Here is a 15,924-nt window from a genome sequence, read left to right on the forward strand (position 1 = left end):
TCGCCAGCCAGCCCCGAAAGTACGGTGCGGTTTGAGCGGTTACGACGAACTATACCCAACGGGCCATTGAGCTCCTGCGCCCGATCTACGATGCCCAGTGGCGACACATTCTACAAAGCCGGGTCCTGGCGATGGATGAGACACCGATCAAGGCGGGACGCAAGAAGCAGGGGCAGCTACAGGCGACCTGGTACTGGCCGATCTATGGCGAGGACGACGAGCTGTGCTTCACCTGGTCGACAAGCCGTGGCAGCGTGCACATTGAACAACAGCTCGAGGGCTTTGCAGGCGTGTTGCTCAGTGACGGCTATGCGGCCTATGACCGCTATGCCAAATCCCGCCCTCAGGTGACCCAGGCCCAGTGCTGGGCGCATGCCCGGCGCTACTTCGAACGGGCGCAGGAGCAGGACCCGGCCGCTGCCGAGGCCCTCACCTGGATCGGCGAACTCTACCGTATCGAACAGCGGATTCGGGAGCAGGGACTCGAAGGCGAGCAGAAGCGCGACCATCGCAGCCGCCATGCCGGCCCGGTTGCCGAAGCCTTCTTCGGCTGGTGTCACCAGCAGCGCCAACGCATGGATCTGCTCAACACCGATCTCCTGGCCAAGGCCTTGGTTTATGCCGAGAATCACCAAGCCCAACTGCAGGTCTACCTGCGCGATCCCGAGGTACCCATCGACACCAATCATCTGGAGCGGGCCCTGCGGGTCATTCCGATGGGGCGCAAGAACTGGCTGTTCTGCTGGAGCGAAGTGGGAGCCAGGCACGTCGGCATCATCCAGAGCCTGCTGAGCACCTGCCGCCTGCACAGCGTGGATCCCTACACCTATCTGGTCGATGTCCTGCAACGGGTTGCCTTGCACCCGGCCCGGGATGTCGAAGCACTGACCCCTCGGGTCTGGAAGGAGCGCTTTGCCGCCAAGCCCCTGCGCTCGGATCTCGACCATGCCCGTTGACATCGATGGCCTGAGCTTCGAAGAACTGCTGGGGCTCAACCAGCGCGTAGTGGCGCGCCTGAAAATGCTCGAATCGATGCAGGCGCACCTGGAGATGATGCGCTTTACTCCCGGCCAGCGTGTCAGCTTTGCCTACCAGGGCGGACGCCTGCTGGGCACGGTGGTCAAATACAACCGCAAGACCGTCACCGTGGTCACCGACAACGGCCGGAGCTGGAATATCCCACCCCATCTACTCTCGCCGGTGAGGGACGCTGGACCCGTCCAGCCCCACCCGCCAGCTGCCGACAAAAAAAGACTCAGATAACCGCAATTGGGGCAATAGCGGTCTGGTTTGGACGGTTACCTTGAGCTAGCCCAGGCCAACCCTGACGGAATCACTAATTCCGACGCATCAAAATCTCTTGGCCTTCAAAGCGATTACGCCGGTGGGTCCAAGGATTATCTTGCTTGGAGTGTGCTCGGGTTACTCATGCGCGAAGGGAAAATGGTTCGCGGCGAGGAGAGGAAACATCGTGCCGTTGTTCGCTAAAACTACGGCTAACAACCGCTTCGAGAGGGACTGTCCAACAGCGGGCTTTGCCCGCCGTCGGCCGGCCCCTCAAGCTAAACGTTAGCCATTTATAGGAAACCCCAGCTATGATCAAAAAGGGGAGATGGCGGGTGCCAGTGCCGAAGTTACCAATCTGAGGCAAGCCTCAGGTGGCCCTTTTCCTGTGCGATCTGAGAAGAGGCAGTCCGGGGTACGAGTCGGCCTGGCGGGTCACGTTAAGCTCGGGATGGAATCGCCAAAATGTTGCTCGACCTCATCTCGCCATCTCCACCCCCAGATTTTCTTACATTCTCCGGGGTGGCGCGAGGCGCAATGTACGTTAGCTGGCCCGCGTCAGCGCGCTGGATCTTTGCTTTGCAGGGCGGCGATCCGTTGTTCCAGCGTCGGATGTCCGGCCAGAAGTCCTCGACTCTGACCAAAGGTGGCCAGTGCTGCCAAAGGTCCGCAGCAGTCGTCCTGCGTATTGGCAGACACCCGTCGGCGCAGCAGCGACATCATCCCGGCAACCCCATACTGCTCGGCGGCGAAACGATCCGCCGCATATTCCCGGCGCCGCGAAAACCAGGCGATGGGGAGCAGCGCAAACAGAAAAATGACGACTTGCAGCACGCTCAACAAAAGGGATCGCGATTGCTGCGGAGTATGAAAGAGCATGGTCAGAATTTGTGCCAGGGCAAAGGCCGCGACAATACTCGTGCCCAGCAAGAGTTGCATGCTGAGCATATCTCCATAGTACATATGCGCCATTTCATGGGCGATGGCGGCACGTAGTTCTGCGTCGGAAGCCGATTGCAGGAGGTCCGAAGACAAGACCAGCCAGGCATGTTGCTGACCCATGCCCAGCACAAAGGCGTTGGGGCCTGCGGCGGAAAACCGGTAAAGTTGGGGCGCTGGCATTCCCAGGCGTTGTGCAAGTTCATTGGCGACAGCAGTCGCGAAGTGCTCTCGGGGCGTCGCGCCCAAGCGCTGCAAGTGTAAGCCGCGCTGGACCACCAAAGGTGTAAGCAACCCGAAAAACAGAGCGCCGAAAAGGCTCCATCCGAAAACAAGCAGCGGCAGCCATGGGAGCAAGGTGTGCAGCGAAGAGGAGAGGTCACTGCCGGAAAACGGCAACAATGCCAGGGAGATCACCAGGACCATCCCTATCGTCATCAGGAAAGCACTGAGCAACAGCCACGCCAATGTCTTGATCCACACCATCCCACACGCTCCCTTCTCTGTACTTTTTGCGGCATGTTGACGCCTGCAATGCGCTTCTAATATTGGGAAGAGTGTAAACAGATCCTGAGCATTACGGAAGCTCGAGGCCGTCGAACTCCGTCGCAAGAAAAGGCAATCTACCAAGATAGTTGCCGAGCATCAGCTCCTGCAGGGTCTCAAGGGTGCCGGCGGCGACTTGTTCCTGGCAGTGGTTTGCGATCCATCCCGCATAGGGTATCCCGCGCTGCAGAACGACGGCCTCGCTGAGACGGGCATGATTGATGGCACCCAGGCGCAAACCAACCACCAGAATCAACGGCAATCCAAGTTCCTCGATCCAGTCCAGGGTATCCCAGCCGGGGCCCAGGGGCACGAGTAGCCCCCCTGCCCCTTCCACGAGGAGGCGATCCACCTGCTGTGCACGGGCCTGCACGAAGGCGGTCAACCGGCTGCGATCCATGTTCTGCCCCGCCAGCTGCGCCGCCCAATGCGGCGCGATGGGCGGAGCGAAACGATAGAGGTTGCACTCCTTCTGCGGCAAGGGCGGATGACTGGCAGCGCGCAACTGCTCGATGTCGGTCCAGGTGCCGTCGGCCTCCTGCCCCGAGGCGTAGGGTTTGAGCGCCGCCACCGTCAAACCGCGCGCGGCAAAGGCGCTGGCAAGAGCGGCCGTGACGTGGGTCTTGCCGACTTCCGTATCCGTACCGGTAATGAAATATCCCTGCGCCATCAGTTGCGCCTGCGCGGTATAAATTGCAGGGGTTGCAACTCTCCTGACGGCCGGTCGGCAGCCCGCCAAGCATGGGCATGGACGACCTCGTACTGCAAAGGCAGCTTACCGTCTGGCGTACGAAATTCCTCGTAGGCGCTACGCAGGCGTTGCAATTTCCGCGGCGTAAAGAGGCCTCGACGAGGCTGGGAGTTGCCTGCGCCAATACCGCGCAGATCACGCAGCAGCGTATCCAGATCGTCGTAGTGCAGTTCGTAGCGCTCGACATCGAGCACCGGGTCGGCGAAACCGGCCTGCACCATGGCATCGCCAAGATCGTGCATATCCAAAAAATCATGCACATGCGGCTCCTCGTCGACGGACCGGAAGGCCTGTCGCAGCTCGCGTAGACTATCGGGCCCCAGCGAGCTGCAGAGTATAAGCCCCTCCGGTTGGAGCACCCGCCGCAGCTCCCGCAAGGCGGGCAAGGGGTCGGGCAGCCATTGCAGGACAAAATTCGAAAACACCATTTGCAACGACTGATCGCGCAAGGGCAACCGTTCCGCATCGGCCTGCAGATACCACTGCCGTTGGCGCCAGGATTTGCGGCGGCGCGCTTCTTGCAGCATGGGTAGTGCCAGATCGACGGCGAGCACCCGAGCGCGGGGAAAGCGACGATTCAGACGCCGACTCTGCAAGCCCGTCCCGGCACCCAGGTCGAGTAGCATCTGCGGGTCGATCTTTAGCAGATCCAGACGTTCGATCATTTCCTGCCCGACCTGATTCTGCAGGGTGGCCAGTGCCTCATAGTCTGCTGCAGCGTGGGCAAAGTGGCGACGAACGAGGTGTTTGTTCAGGATCATGCGAGAAAGACTTCACGCAGGGCTTGGGAACAGGCCGCGGGCTGGCTGAGGAAGGGGGCGTGACCACAGTGTAGCAGGCGCAGCACGCTCCCGGGCAGGGCCTGCTGCAGGGCCTCCGCCGCTGCCGGCAGCACGATCCGGTCGGCATCCCCCTGCAACAGCAACACCGGGTAGGGAAGAGCATGTAGGGAAGGACGCAGATCGATATCCCGCAGAAATTCCAAACCTGCCTGCAAACAGTCGCGATCTGGCAAGGGCCAGTCGTCAATCTGCGGCATACGGGCGCGGGCGGCAGGATCCCCCAGGGTCTGCAGGGCAAAAAAACGCCGCCGCAGCCCCTGGGCATCGCGCGTGAGTTCTCGAGCGAAATCGTCGAGGGTTTGCGCTGCGATTCCCGCTGACCAGTCGGGGCGTTCGACAAAACAGGGGGAAGTGGCGACCAACACCAATCCTGTCAGACGCAGATCTCCACGCAAGGCCAGGGCCAGGGCAAGTAATCCACCCAGCGACCAGCCCAAGAGAATGGAAGCTGCGGGGACTGCCGCCAGCCGCTCGCGCAAGTCGTCGAGCTCCGTTTCCCATTGCCAGCCTGCCGCCGGGCAGGGACGCTCGCCGTGTCCCGGAAGCTCCCAGCTGTGCACGTGAAAATCCTGCTCCAGCATTGGCAGCCAGGGCGAGAAGACCCGCCGTTCCATACCCCAGCCATGCAACAGGACGAGATGCGGACGTTGGCGCATCACTCGCCACCCGCTATGAGCTGCAAGGCACAGAGTAGACGCTGGATGTCGTCTTGGTTGTGGGCAGCGCTGAGACTGATGCGTAGTCGAGCTTGCCCCACGGGCACAGTCGGCGGTCGTACCGCCGGACAGTAGATGCCCGCACTGCGCAAAGCAGCGGCCGCCCGCAAGGCTGCTGCGTTGCTACCCAGGATCAACCCCTGGATGGGCGTCTGGCTGGGCAGAAACGCCCGCCCCTGCAGACCGGCCTGCAGGGTATTGCGGAGCCCCTGTAGATGCTGACGTAACCCCTCTCCCTCGCGCAGTAGGTCGAGGGCGGCGCGACTGGCCGCGGCGACGTTCGCCGGCAAAGCGGTATGAAAGAGATAGCTGCGGGCTGCCTGCTGCAACCAGCGCGTGAGGCGGCGGGGACCGGCAACAAAGGCACCATAACTGCCAAAGGCCTTGCCGAGAGTGCCCACGCGCAGGGTCACCGCCCCGGCTGGCAAACCCCAGTACGCCAGACTACCCCGCCCCTGCGCGCCGAGCACACCAAAGGCATGCGCCTCGTCCAGCAGCAGACCGGCGTCATAACGCGCGGCGAGGGCCGACAATTCCGGTAGCGGGGCCAGGTCTCCATCCATACTGAACACCCCTTCGCTGACGATCCAGGCTCGGCCACGCCGCGGCTTTTGCAGCAGCGTTTCCAGATGCGCGAGGTCGTTGTGGCGAAAACGTTGCAGGCGGGCCCCGCTGAGTCGCGCGCCGTCGATGAGGGAGGCATGGGCAAGGCGGTCGAGGAGGAGCAGGTCACGGCCCTCGACCAGCCCACTCAGTATGCCGAGATTGGCCAGATAGCCCGAGCCAAAGAGCAGGACGTCTTCCACCTCCAGCCAATCAGCCAGGGCTTGCGCCAGGGCCTCATGCTCCGCCCGCACACCACCAAGCAGGGGCGCGGCGCCCGCACCGTACTCGCCACTGGCAAAACTCGCAGTGGCCGCCGCCCGCAAGGCGGGGTGCCGAGCAAGACCGAGATAGTCATTGCTGGCAAAGGAAAGCAGGGTCTGGCCAGCGCTGTCGCGGTAGAAGGGCCGCGGCCCCGGCAGCGGCTGCAGAACTTCCGTCTGGCGCAGAAGTCCCGCCTCGGCGCGCGCCGCGAGGGCTGCCTCCCAATCGCAGTGCAGGGTGCTGGCTATCGTCATGGGCACGGTATAGGGGAGCTGGGCGCGCCTTGTCAATGCGTCAGGCAATGGTGACAATGCTGCCTGGGCAGAGGGGATGGCAGCTTGCTAGCAATACCACTCGGGTTATCGAGGCGAGAGATTTGGCGCGAGGCACCGGGACGTTTCGTCTCTTGGCTCCTGCCGGAAAGCTGCCGTTTCTGCTCGGCACCCGGAACCGCGATCTGTGACGATTGCCACCGCGAACTGCCCCGACTGCCCGCCGACGGCTGTAGCTGGTGCGCCCTGCCCGTCAATGCCGATGGCGACTGTCCGGTCTGCAGTATCGAGGCACCCAGCTACGATTACACCTTTTGCCCCTTCGTCTATACCCATCCGTTGGCCGCAGCCATCAGCGCCTGGAAATTTCATGGCGGGCTGGACTGGACCCGCCCGCTGGCCCAGGCCTGGCTACGGACCTGGACCACGGAGAGCCTGCCGGCACGCCCCGGTGCCTTGTTGCCAGTGCCTGCCCACCCGGCCCGTCTGGCCGAACGCGGCTACAATCAGGCGGCTTTGTTGGCGCGGCACTGGGCGCGTGCATACCGGATTCCGTTGCGCGATGTCCTGCGTCGTACCCGCAACACCCCTCATCAGGTGGGAGGTAGCCGCGACCAACGCCGTGCCAACCTGCAGTCCGCCTTTACCCTGCGTGGCAAACTACCGGCACACATAGCCCTGGTCGATGACGTCATGACCACCGGGAGTACCGCAGAAGCGCTGGCGCAACTCCTCAAAGCGCAGGGCGTGCAGCGGGTGGATCTGTGGATTCTGGCGCGCGCACTGTGAGCACACCCTTCATCGAATTGGTGCTCTATCAGCCCGAAATCCCTCCCAACACCGGCAACGTCATCCGTCTCTGCGCCAACACCGGGGCGCGCCTGCATCTGATCGAGCCCTTAGGCTTTGCCTGGGAGGATCGCCGTCTGCGCCGCGCCGGCCTGGATTACCATGAATTTGCCGAGGTACAGCGGCATGCCTGCTGGGCAGACTGCGCCGCCCAATTCGGTGACCGGCGGATCTTTGCCTTCAGCACCAAAGGGGCTGCAGGAAGTTTTGCCGAGGCACGCTTTGCCGCCGGGGATGTCTTTCTCTTTGGTCCGGAAACCCGGGGGCTGCCCGACGCGGTCCTCGCAGAATTTCCTCCAGACCGTCTTCTCCGTCTCCCCATGCGACCCGGACAGCGCAGCCTGAATCTTTCGAACTCCTGCGCCGTCGCTGTCTTCGAGGCATGGCGACAGCTCGACTACATCGGCGGCCAGTAAGCTGTCATAAAAGTGTCATAAAAGCTTCATCATAATGTCACATAAAAGGTATAGACTATGGTCCTGCTCAGTACATAGCCGCAAACTGCAGGAGGTCACCGCATGAGCAACGCCACTACCAGCGTCGGGGATAGCGATATTTCCAGCGCTCTCAACACCGCCACGTTCAGTCCCTTTCATCTGAAGGCCATGTGGGCATCTTCCATGGGCTTTTTCACCTCCGCCTATGATCTCTTCATCATTGGTACCGCTCTGGTGCTGATCAAAGAGCAATGGCATCTAAGTCCGGACGAAGTAGGGCTGGTGGGAGCCATTTCCCTAATCGCCACCTTCGTCGGAGCCTATGTTTTCGGCATTCTCGCCGACAAACTCGGCCGCAAAAAGATCTACGGCCTGGAAGCCCTGTTGATGGTAATCGGTGCGCTGCTATCGGCCGTGGCCCCCAGCGTCACCGTCCTGATCATCGCCCGTGTCATCCTGGGGTTGGGAATCGGCGGCGACTATCCGATGTCGGCCGTGCTGATGTCGGAATACGCCAATAGCAAGTCCCGAGGACGCATGGTCTCCCTGGTGTTCTCGGCGCAGGCCATCGGCCTGGTCACCGGTCCGGTGGTGGCCCTGACCCTGCTAGCAGCGGGGATGAACCACGACCTGGCCTGGCGCCTGATGCTCGGCCTGGGGGCCCTGCCCGCCCTGGCGGTGATCTATATCCGGCGAACCCTGCCCGAATCCCCGCGCTGGTTGGCGCGGGTCAAAGGCGATAGTGAGGCAGCGGCGCGGGAGCTGGCGTCTTTTAGCCTGGGCACCGCCACGGCGCGTAAGCCAGAGGCGAAAATCGTCAAGCAGCCCCTGTCCAAGTACCTCTTAACCCTGATCGGTACTGCCGGTAGTTGGTTTGTCTTTGACTATGCCTACTACGGTAACACCATCTCGACCCCGATGATCATGCATCGTCTGGCGCCCCATGCCGATGTCATGCAAAGCACCGCCCTGAGCCTGATCGTCTTTGCAGTGGCCGCCGTGCCCGGCTATTTTCTGGCGGCCTTCACCATCGACCGTATCGGTCACAAGAGCCTGCAGATGCTCGGCTTTTTCATGATGGGACTGATGTTTTTGCTGATTGGCGCGTTTCCCGCAGTCTCTGCCAGTATCGGCGTGTTCCTGGTGATCTATGGCTTGTCCTACTTCTTCGCCGAATATGGTCCCAACACGACCACCTTTGTCATTGCCGGCGAGGTCTTCCCGGTCAATCTGCGTACCACCGGGCATGGGCTGTCGGCGGGTACCGCCAAGGTCGGCGCCTTCATCGGTGCTTTCATCTTCCCCGTCCTGCTGCATGACTTCGGGCTGCATGGCACGCTGATGATCACCTTCTTCTTCGCTCTCGCAGGTCTCCTGCTTACCATCTTCTTCATCCCCGAGCCCAGCGGCAAAACCCTGGAGGAGGTCAGTGGTGAGGATCGGATCGTGCCCTTGAAAAAACCATCTCAGCCCGCCCACGTCTGATGTTATCCCGCTCCAACCTGGCCCCGCTCCAGCGGGGCTTTTGTTTTCCGACCGGACGGTATCTTGTGGTATTCTGATACCAGAATCGGGAGGATCTTCATGAGCGGAATGCGTATTCACCCCTTGCGGCTGGACGGTCGGCACCCGGAGGAAAAGCGGGAAGAGATCCGGCGCGTCTTTCACCAAACCTTCAGTCTGGACGAAGCGCTGTTTGCACATCTGCGCGATGCGGATGCCTGGTACCAAAAGGCAATTCCCCTACGACATCCGCTGATCTTTTATTTTGGGCATACGGCAACCTTTTTCAGCAACAAATTCCGCGTTGCCGGACTGCTGGACGGACACATCGATGCCGCTTTGGAGTCGATCTTTGCGGTCGGCGTCGATGAGATGTCCTGGGACGATCTTGACGAGACCCATTACGACTGGCCGACGGTGGATCGCGTCCGCGCCTACCGCAACCAGGTGCGCGAGATGGTTGACGGGGTAATCAGCCGTCTGCCTCTGGAACTACCGATACACTGGGACTCGCCGTGGTGGGCAGTGCTGATGAGCATCGAGCACGAAAACATCCACATCGAAACGAGCTCCGTCCTCATGCGGCAACTCCCCTTGGAACGCGTGCGCCCGGTAGCCGCCTTCACCGCCGAAGCTCTCCCTTCCGCCTCGCGGGAGATCCCGCAAAACCGTCTGCGGGATGTTCCCGCCGGACGGGTGCGCCTGGGTAAGGACGAGGATGCCCTGCGTTATGGCTGGGATAACGAATATGGCTCGCACGAACAGGAGTTACAGGCATTTGCTGCCAGCGAAATGCTGGTCAGTAACGCGGAGTTTCTCGCCTTTGTCGAAGGCGGTGGCTATCAGGAATCGCGCTGGTGGAGCGGCGAAGGGGAACAGTGGCGACAATATGTCCGTCCCCAGCACCCTAGCTTTTGGCGGCAAGATCCGGCGGGTTGGCGCTTGCGCCTCATTGCCGAAGAACGCCCCATGCCCTGGTCCTGGCCAGTGGAGGTCAACTATCATGAAGCCAGCGCCTTTTGCCGCTGGAAGTCAGAACAGACCGGCGCCAATCTGCGCCTGCCAAGCGAGGACGAATGGCGCCGTCTGCGCGATCTCTCCGGGCTTGGCGACAGCGACAGCTGGGGCGAAATGGCACCGGCCCAGATCGGGCTTGCCCATGGTGCCTCGCCCTGCCCCGTCGATCGCTTCCGACACGGCGATTTCTGCGACGTGGTCGGCAATGTCTGGCAGTGGACGGAAACTCCCATCTATCCTTTCGCGGGTTTCCGTGTGCACCCGTATTACGATGACTTCACCGTGCCGACCTTTGACCAGCGCCATAACTTGATCAAGGGCGGCTCCTTCATCAGTCTGGGCAACGAGACGCAAAGCGAGGCTCGTTACGCCTTCCGGCGTCATTTTTTCCAGCACGCAGGCTTTCGCTATGTGCACTCGGACAATCCCCTGTCCGAGGTCCCGATCTATGAGAGCGATGTTGCGGTGGCACAGTATTGCCACTTTCATTTTGGTCCCGACTATTTTGGCGTCGCCAATTATGCCCAAGCCATCGCGGATCTGGCCTTGGCCGAATGGGGCGCGGGGCGGCCACAGCGTGTTCTCGATATCGGTTGCTCCGTAGGGCGGAGCAGCTTCGCTCTGGCAACTCGCGCAGAGAGCGTGATCGGCATCGATTTTTCCACCCGCTTCGTGCAGGTCGCGGCGCGGCTGCAAGAAAAACTGCGTTTTCCCTATGCCATCACCGAGGAGGGTGAACTGCAGAGCCACCATTGGGCAGACCTCAACGCCCTGGGCCTGGCGGCGACGGCCAATCGCTGCCAATTTTTGCAGGGGGATGCCCTCAACCTGAAGCCTATGCATCGGGATTTCGATCTGGTCGTGGCCGCTAACCTGATCGACCGCCTGAGCAATCCAGAGAAATTCTTGCGTGACATGGCGGAGCGCATCCTCCCTGGTGGCATGTTGGTGATCAGCTCACCGTATACTTGGCTTGAGGAGTTCACGCCCAAGGAGCGCTGGATTGGCGGTGTACGCCGGGATGGGGAAATCCTCGACAGCCTGCATGGCCTGCAAGAGATTCTCGGGGAGTACTTTGTCTTGCAGCCCGGCTTCCCCCGCGATCTGCCCTTTGTGATTCGTGAAACGGCGCGCAAGTACCAGCACAGCATTGCCCAGGTCAGCGTCTGGCGGCGGCGCGAATCAGCCTGACCGCGTTCGTTTTACAGACGCTCTTCAATGGCCGCCAGAGCGCGTGCGACGGCACCGCCCTGCTGCGCCTGCCAAGTGGCGGCGCGCCCTCCCAAGGCATGGGCCAGATTGGGGGCGGCGAGATACTCAGCGCTGCGACGCGCGGCTTCCTCTGCATCCTCTACCTGGCAGATGGCATCAGCGGCCTGCAGAGAACGCAGGGTCTCAAAAAAATTTTCCATGTGCGGTCCGACGATGATGGGTTTACCCCAGGCTGCCGCTTCGATGGGATTGTGCCCGCCGCGCGCGACGAAACTTCCCCCAATCCAGACCAGATCCGCTGCGCCATAGAGGTCGATCAACTCGCCCAGGGTATCGACCAGATACACGGAATCGTCAGGTCCGGGAAACTGCCCGCGGCTACGGCGCCGCACCGATAACCCGTCATTCTGCAGTTGTTCGGCCAGGGCGTCACCCCGCTCCGGGTGGCGCGGGATCAGCACGAGCAGCAGCTGTGGCTCGATCTTGCGCAAGCTTGGCAATGCATCCCACGCCAGCTCCTCCTCGCCGGGATGGGTCGAGGCAAAGACCCACACCCGCCTGTCCGCAAAGCGTTCCCGCCAGCTCGCCGCCCGCTCTCGCTGACCGACATCGATCTGCAGGTCGAGCTTCATTTGCCCTTGCACGCTGACCCTGGTCGCGCCGAGCTCAGCGAAGCGCTGCGCGTCTTCCGGGCTTTGCGCGCCAACCCAGTCCAGTCCGCTCAAGGCCGGGGCAAAGAGCGAGGCAAAGCGGCGGTAGCCCGCCAGAGAGCGAGCCGACAGGCGACCGTTTAGAAGCATCATCGGAATCCCTCGCTGGCGTGCCCCGCGCAACAGATTGGGCCACAACTCGGTCTCCATCAATACCCCCAGGCGCGGCTGGCTACGTTGCAGAAAGCGCCGCACGCCCCCCGGCAGGTCATAGGGGAGGTAGGCTTGCGTGACCGTCCCCGCCAACTCCCGTGCTACGACTACCCTTCCGGTCGGCGTCGTGCTGGTAACAAGAATCGGCAGATCCGGATGCCGCTCCCGCAACTGGCGGATCAGTGGCAGGGCAGCCATGCCCTCACCCACGCTGACCGCGTGAATCCACAGCGGGCGATCGTTGCGCCAGCGTACAAAACCAAAGCGCTCCTGCCAGTGGGCGCGATAGGCCGGTCGGCGCAGCATCCGCTGCCAGGTGAAGAGTAGCAGGAGCGGTGTGAGGAAACAGGTCAGCAGGCGATAAAGGCGCGCCATCATTCCCGCCGCAGGATGCGATCCGTCAGCCAGTCGAGACGATACCAGGGGCGAAAGCTGGCCAGCATCTGTTCCCGGTCATAGCGCGTCAACACCCAATCGCGCAGGGCAAGCCCCGGTTCCCGGCGCAAATCCTCCTGCAGGCAGGCAAAGAACCAGTCGAGGATGCCAGTGTTGGCATGGCGAATGTGGCCGTAGGGCCAGAGCCGCAGTTCCTGTTGCGCCTCCGCCAGAGGCATCCCATAGCGCTGGTGTTGTAACAACGAGCAGATGAAGCCCGCGCGATCTGCCCCCGATTTGCAATGCACCAGCAGCCTGGGCGGCAGCTCTGGAATCTGGTCCAGGAATGCCAGCAAGGAGTCTTTCTGCGGCAGATCGCGGGAGCCAAAGCCATGAATTGGCAAATGCGCGATACCAAGAACATCGCACGCATCCTGCTCCAAGCGGAAATGGGGCTCATCGGGAGCGGGGGCGCGAATATTCAGCACCGCGTCAAAGTGATAACGCGCCTGCCACTGGCTCAGCTGCCAGGGCGCCGGCTGCGCCGAGCGGAAGAGCCCGGGCGCAATCTCGTGAAAATTGGCGTAGAACAATTCGCGAAAGATGCCGTGATCGGTCCAGAACTGGTGCCGTCGGTAACGGCGGGTTTCCGCGCGGCCTAACTGACTTCCGGCAATCATGATCGCTCCAAAAATGGGACCAAACGTGCCCAGACCATTATCGGCTGCATTCCTTCCTGACAGGGAATGGGCTGTCCGGGCTGACTGATCCGCCGACAGCGGGTGTTTCCACAAGGGGCACAAGTTTCGCTGGACTGCAGTATCGCTTGTGCAGAGCCGGGCATATCCTCCTGCTCAGAAGCCGTGGGGCCATATAGGGTCACCCCCGGCAGGCCCAATGCCGCGGCCAGATAAGAAAGCCCCGTATCCATACCCACAAAGGCGCGTGCCTGGAGCATGATTCGCCCCAAGCCCTCCAGATCCATTTTCGGCAAGGCCCGGACATTGCCAGTCTCGGCCGAGATCGCCGCGACCCGTTGCTGTTCACGCTCGTCGATGGCCGGCAGCGCCAGCTCATACCCGGCATCGGCCAGTGCGTGTGCCAGGGTAATCCAATGGCGGATGGGCCACTCCTTGTTTTGCCAGGCGCGGGAAGTGGCGTGTAAGCCGAGGACAAAGGGTTGCGCACTCTCCCCTGCGGCCAATGCGACGTTCTCCTCTCGCCAGGCTGCCGCCTGCTTCTGCAGGCCAAAGTCTGCCAGTCCTGAAGGGCGTGGGTTGGCAAAGACCTGGACAAAGAGCTCCCGATTGCGCTGGATGGCCGTCGGCCCCCAGGGGACCGCGTGGCGTTGGCCGTATAGGTAGGTCGCCAAGGGTTCCCGGGCGCTGCTGGGCGAGAGTCCGGCAACGGTCGTCCCGGCCAGACGGGCGAGCAAAGCGCTCTTGAACAAGCCCTGGCTATCGAGAACCAGATCGTAGTGGCGATCACGCAGTCGCCGGCGAAGTTCGCGGAGCTGCCGGAGGAGCGTGCCGATTCCTCCTTGCCGACTGCGCAGGGAAAAAGGCAGGACCTCTCGCACTCCGGGGTGCCAGCGGGCAATCGGGGCAAAGGCAGGCTCGATGAGCCAGTCCAGTTCCACATCCTTGCCGTTGCGCTGCAAATCGCTAATGGCCGGCAAGGTATGCAGTACATCCCCCAGGGAACTCAAACGAACCAGCAAAACCCTCATCGACGCTCCGCAGGTCGGGCGGCCAGCAGGTCACGGGCAATGGCATATTTGAAGTAAGCCCCCACGGCAGTGGTCCAAGCAATGGCACCGCCCTCCACTCCATCGAGAAATCCTAGGCGCAACGCGTAAGCGCGAAAGAAGGCCCAAAGGGCATGACTCATGGGCGCCCAAGGCCCCACTGGACGCCCCCGCGCTGCCACCTTCTGTGCGTTGAGTTCGGCGTAGCGCTGGAGTTTCGGAAGCATGTCTTGGGTGCTGGAAAACGTGTAATGGTGCACTAAGGCATCTTGCAAACGCGCGACCGCGCAGCTGCATTGCCACGATTCATGCACCAGATCCGCGGGGTTATATCGACCTTGCTGACGATTCACGAGGCGCAACACCCATTCGCCTGCCCAATCGCCATGCCGAATTTCTCGCCTGCCAATATAATTTTTTCGTCGAAGGAGGAATCCACCGACACCATCCGCCATCGCCACTGCCTCACGCAAAGCTCGCTCCGAACCAGCTTCCAAGACCTCATCCGCATCGACGATCAAAACCCAGTCGTGGACTGCAGCGGCGACAGCAAATACCCGCTGAGCGCCGAAACCCGACCACGGATGGAAGATTACTCGAGCGCCCTCTTGCTCAGCTATGGAGACAGTTTCGTCACTGGACCCACTATCCACGACGAGAACCTCATCCACCAATCGCGCAACGCTACGGATAGATGCGGCCAAATGCTGCGCAGCGTCCTTAGTGATGTACACTGCAGAAAGACCCGTGCCCATCACTTCCTCAGTTCAGGACATTTATTTGGCAATCCCCAGTCAACGGGGCGCCCCAAGAGGTGCCAGAGCCAAAGCCTACCATACATGGCAGTTTTTCGGCGTAGCTTGGAAAAAGCGAAGAGTGTAAGGACCAGCAACACTGCGTTGCTCAGGAAATTGATGAAGCTCGACGCAAACAGCACCCCGAGAAGCAGATTACGTGCAGTAGTGCCCTCAACCTTTCGCGCATAGATCAGTCGGGACCGATGAAACTCGATGCGCGCCTCCGCCTTATACCGATTGGCGGTGCCACCCAGACCGTGTTCCACCCGAGCCTCTGGACAAAATATGACCTGAAACCCCTTCTGATGGGCACGATGACACCATTCCGTCTCTTCGAGATAAAAAAAGAAATCCTCATCCAAAAGGCCCAAACGTTCCAGTGCCTGCCTACGGACAAGAAAGGCAGCGCCGATCAACGAAGGTACGTCAACAGCTTGTTCGACGCCAAGCATTTTGGGATTTTTTCGACGAACCTTTCTTACAAAATTTGGAATCAGATCGGACCACCAGTGCGGGAACTCCGCTACCACGTTTTGAGGTCTACCTTCTGGATTGACCAAGCGAGCACCGACGAACGCGGCCTGTGGAAACCGGGCAACACATTGCAAAAGAGAAGTAATCGCACCAGGTAGAAGCCGTGCATCATTATTGTGGATCAGAATGAAATTCTGGGTTGCTTGACGAATCCCCTTATTCACTGCGCGAGCGAAACCAACATTACAACCAATTCGCAGAATTTGAACCGCGCCAAACTCCGGCGGCAGATCACAAGATTCATCCATACTGCCGTTATCCACGACGATGATCTCGCCAGGAAGAACCCCCTCGTCGACGCACGATCGAACGCATTTCCTCAACATGGGGCCACCATTGAAATTCACGATAACGACGCTAATGTTCATGACTT

General features: G+C 61.1%; 15 protein-coding genes and 1 pseudogene. 6 read left to right on the top strand and 10 right to left on the bottom strand.

Annotated features, from left to right (window positions below; all coding sequences use genetic code 11):
• Positions 1-44 precede the first annotated feature (44 nt).
• Together tnpC and ACQAYK_RS10590 are read left to right on the top strand one after the other, a co-directional pair.
• Positions 45-956: pseudogene (gene tnpC, locus ACQAYK_RS10585) on the top strand (IS66 family transposase); the annotation flags it as partial.
• Positions 946-1,263: a hypothetical protein gene (locus ACQAYK_RS10590; protein ID WP_215873017.1), complete on the top strand. Its 318-nt coding sequence runs from the start codon at positions 946-948 to the stop codon at positions 1,261-1,263. The pseudogene tnpC and the gene ACQAYK_RS10590, both read left to right, overlap by 11 nt.
• Positions 1,264-1,842: 579 nt before the next feature.
• On the opposite strand, the gene ACQAYK_RS10595 is transcribed toward ACQAYK_RS10590, so the two are convergent.
• The 5 genes from ACQAYK_RS10595 to ACQAYK_RS10615 form a co-directional block, all read right to left on the bottom strand.
• On the bottom strand, positions 1,843-2,709 hold the full coding sequence (locus tag ACQAYK_RS10595; protein WP_215873018.1) for a M48 family metallopeptidase: 867 nt from the start codon (positions 2,707-2,709) through the stop codon (positions 1,843-1,845).
• 91 nt (positions 2,710-2,800) lie between these two features.
• On the bottom strand, positions 2,801-3,439 hold the full coding sequence (bioD, locus tag ACQAYK_RS10600) for a dethiobiotin synthase (protein WP_215873019.1): 639 nt from the start codon (positions 3,437-3,439) through the stop codon (positions 2,801-2,803).
• Positions 3,439-4,281 (bottom strand): malonyl-ACP O-methyltransferase BioC, encoded by an 843-nt coding sequence (bioC, locus tag ACQAYK_RS10605; RefSeq protein WP_215873020.1) that lies wholly within the window; start codon positions 4,279-4,281, stop codon positions 3,439-3,441. The genes bioD and bioC overlap by 1 nt, the downstream gene beginning before the upstream one ends.
• Complete coding sequence (locus ACQAYK_RS10610; RefSeq protein ID WP_215873021.1) at positions 4,278-5,018, bottom strand: alpha/beta fold hydrolase; 741 nt, start codon at positions 5,016-5,018, stop codon at positions 4,278-4,280. The genes bioC and ACQAYK_RS10610 overlap by 4 nt, the downstream gene beginning before the upstream one ends.
• Positions 5,018-6,199 carry an aminotransferase class I/II-fold pyridoxal phosphate-dependent enzyme gene (locus ACQAYK_RS10615; protein ID WP_215873090.1) on the bottom strand — a complete coding sequence of 394 codons (1,182 nt, stop codon included), beginning with the start codon at positions 6,197-6,199 and terminating at the stop codon, positions 5,018-5,020. The genes ACQAYK_RS10610 and ACQAYK_RS10615 overlap by 1 nt, the downstream gene beginning before the upstream one ends.
• An 84-nt stretch (positions 6,200-6,283) precedes the next feature.
• Here ACQAYK_RS10615 and ACQAYK_RS10620 point away from each other — a divergent pair, with 84 nt between their 5' ends.
• From ACQAYK_RS10620 to ovoA, 4 genes are all read left to right on the top strand, one after another.
• Positions 6,284-7,006, top strand: a complete 723-nt coding sequence (locus tag ACQAYK_RS10620) for a ComF family protein (RefSeq protein WP_226827824.1) — start codon at positions 6,284-6,286, stop codon at positions 7,004-7,006.
• Complete coding sequence (locus ACQAYK_RS10625; RefSeq protein WP_215873022.1) at positions 7,003-7,482, top strand: tRNA (cytidine(34)-2'-O)-methyltransferase; 480 nt, start codon at positions 7,003-7,005, stop codon at positions 7,480-7,482. Before ACQAYK_RS10620 ends, ACQAYK_RS10625 begins: the two co-directional genes overlap by 4 nt.
• Positions 7,483-7,584: 102 nt before the next feature.
• A complete protein-coding gene (locus tag ACQAYK_RS10630; protein WP_215873023.1) occupies positions 7,585-8,988 on the top strand; it encodes an MFS transporter in 1,404 nt (467 codons plus the stop codon).
• 99 nt (positions 8,989-9,087) lie between these two features.
• Positions 9,088-11,214: a 5-histidylcysteine sulfoxide synthase gene (gene ovoA / locus ACQAYK_RS10635; RefSeq protein ID WP_483167556.1), complete on the top strand. Its 2,127-nt coding sequence runs from the start codon at positions 9,088-9,090 to the stop codon at positions 11,212-11,214.
• Positions 11,215-11,225: 11 nt separating this feature from the next.
• Here ovoA and ACQAYK_RS10640 read toward each other — a convergent pair whose 3' ends face one another.
• From ACQAYK_RS10640 to ACQAYK_RS10660, 5 genes are read right to left on the bottom strand one after another with little or no spacing between them, the layout of a single operon-like run.
• Positions 11,226-12,476 carry a 3-deoxy-D-manno-octulosonic acid transferase gene (locus ACQAYK_RS10640; protein ID WP_483167557.1) on the bottom strand — a complete coding sequence of 417 codons (1,251 nt, stop codon included), beginning with the start codon at positions 12,474-12,476 and terminating at the stop codon, positions 11,226-11,228.
• The gene (locus tag ACQAYK_RS10645; protein WP_483167558.1) at positions 12,473-13,153 is read right to left on the bottom strand and encodes a protein tyrosine phosphatase; all 681 of its coding nucleotides are present in this window, start codon (positions 13,151-13,153) and stop codon (positions 12,473-12,475) included. Before ACQAYK_RS10645 ends, ACQAYK_RS10640 begins: the two co-directional genes overlap by 4 nt.
• Positions 13,150-14,202 carry a lipopolysaccharide heptosyltransferase I gene (gene waaC / locus ACQAYK_RS10650; protein WP_483167559.1) on the bottom strand — a complete coding sequence of 351 codons (1,053 nt, stop codon included), beginning with the start codon at positions 14,200-14,202 and terminating at the stop codon, positions 13,150-13,152. The genes ACQAYK_RS10645 and waaC overlap by 4 nt, the downstream gene beginning before the upstream one ends.
• Entirely contained in the window at positions 14,199-14,975 is a 777-nt protein-coding gene (locus ACQAYK_RS10655; protein ID WP_483167560.1) for a glycosyltransferase family 2 protein, read from the bottom strand. The genes waaC and ACQAYK_RS10655 overlap by 4 nt, the downstream gene beginning before the upstream one ends.
• Positions 14,975-15,919 carry a glycosyltransferase family 2 protein gene (locus ACQAYK_RS10660; RefSeq protein ID WP_483167561.1) on the bottom strand — a complete coding sequence of 315 codons (945 nt, stop codon included), beginning with the start codon at positions 15,917-15,919 and terminating at the stop codon, positions 14,975-14,977. Before ACQAYK_RS10660 ends, ACQAYK_RS10655 begins: the two co-directional genes overlap by 1 nt.
• Positions 15,920-15,924 lie beyond the last annotated feature (5 nt).

This window comes from Acidithiobacillus sp. AC3, assembly GCF_050261095.1.
Lineage (GTDB): Bacteria > Pseudomonadota > Gammaproteobacteria > Acidithiobacillales > Acidithiobacillaceae > Igneacidithiobacillus > Igneacidithiobacillus copahuensis.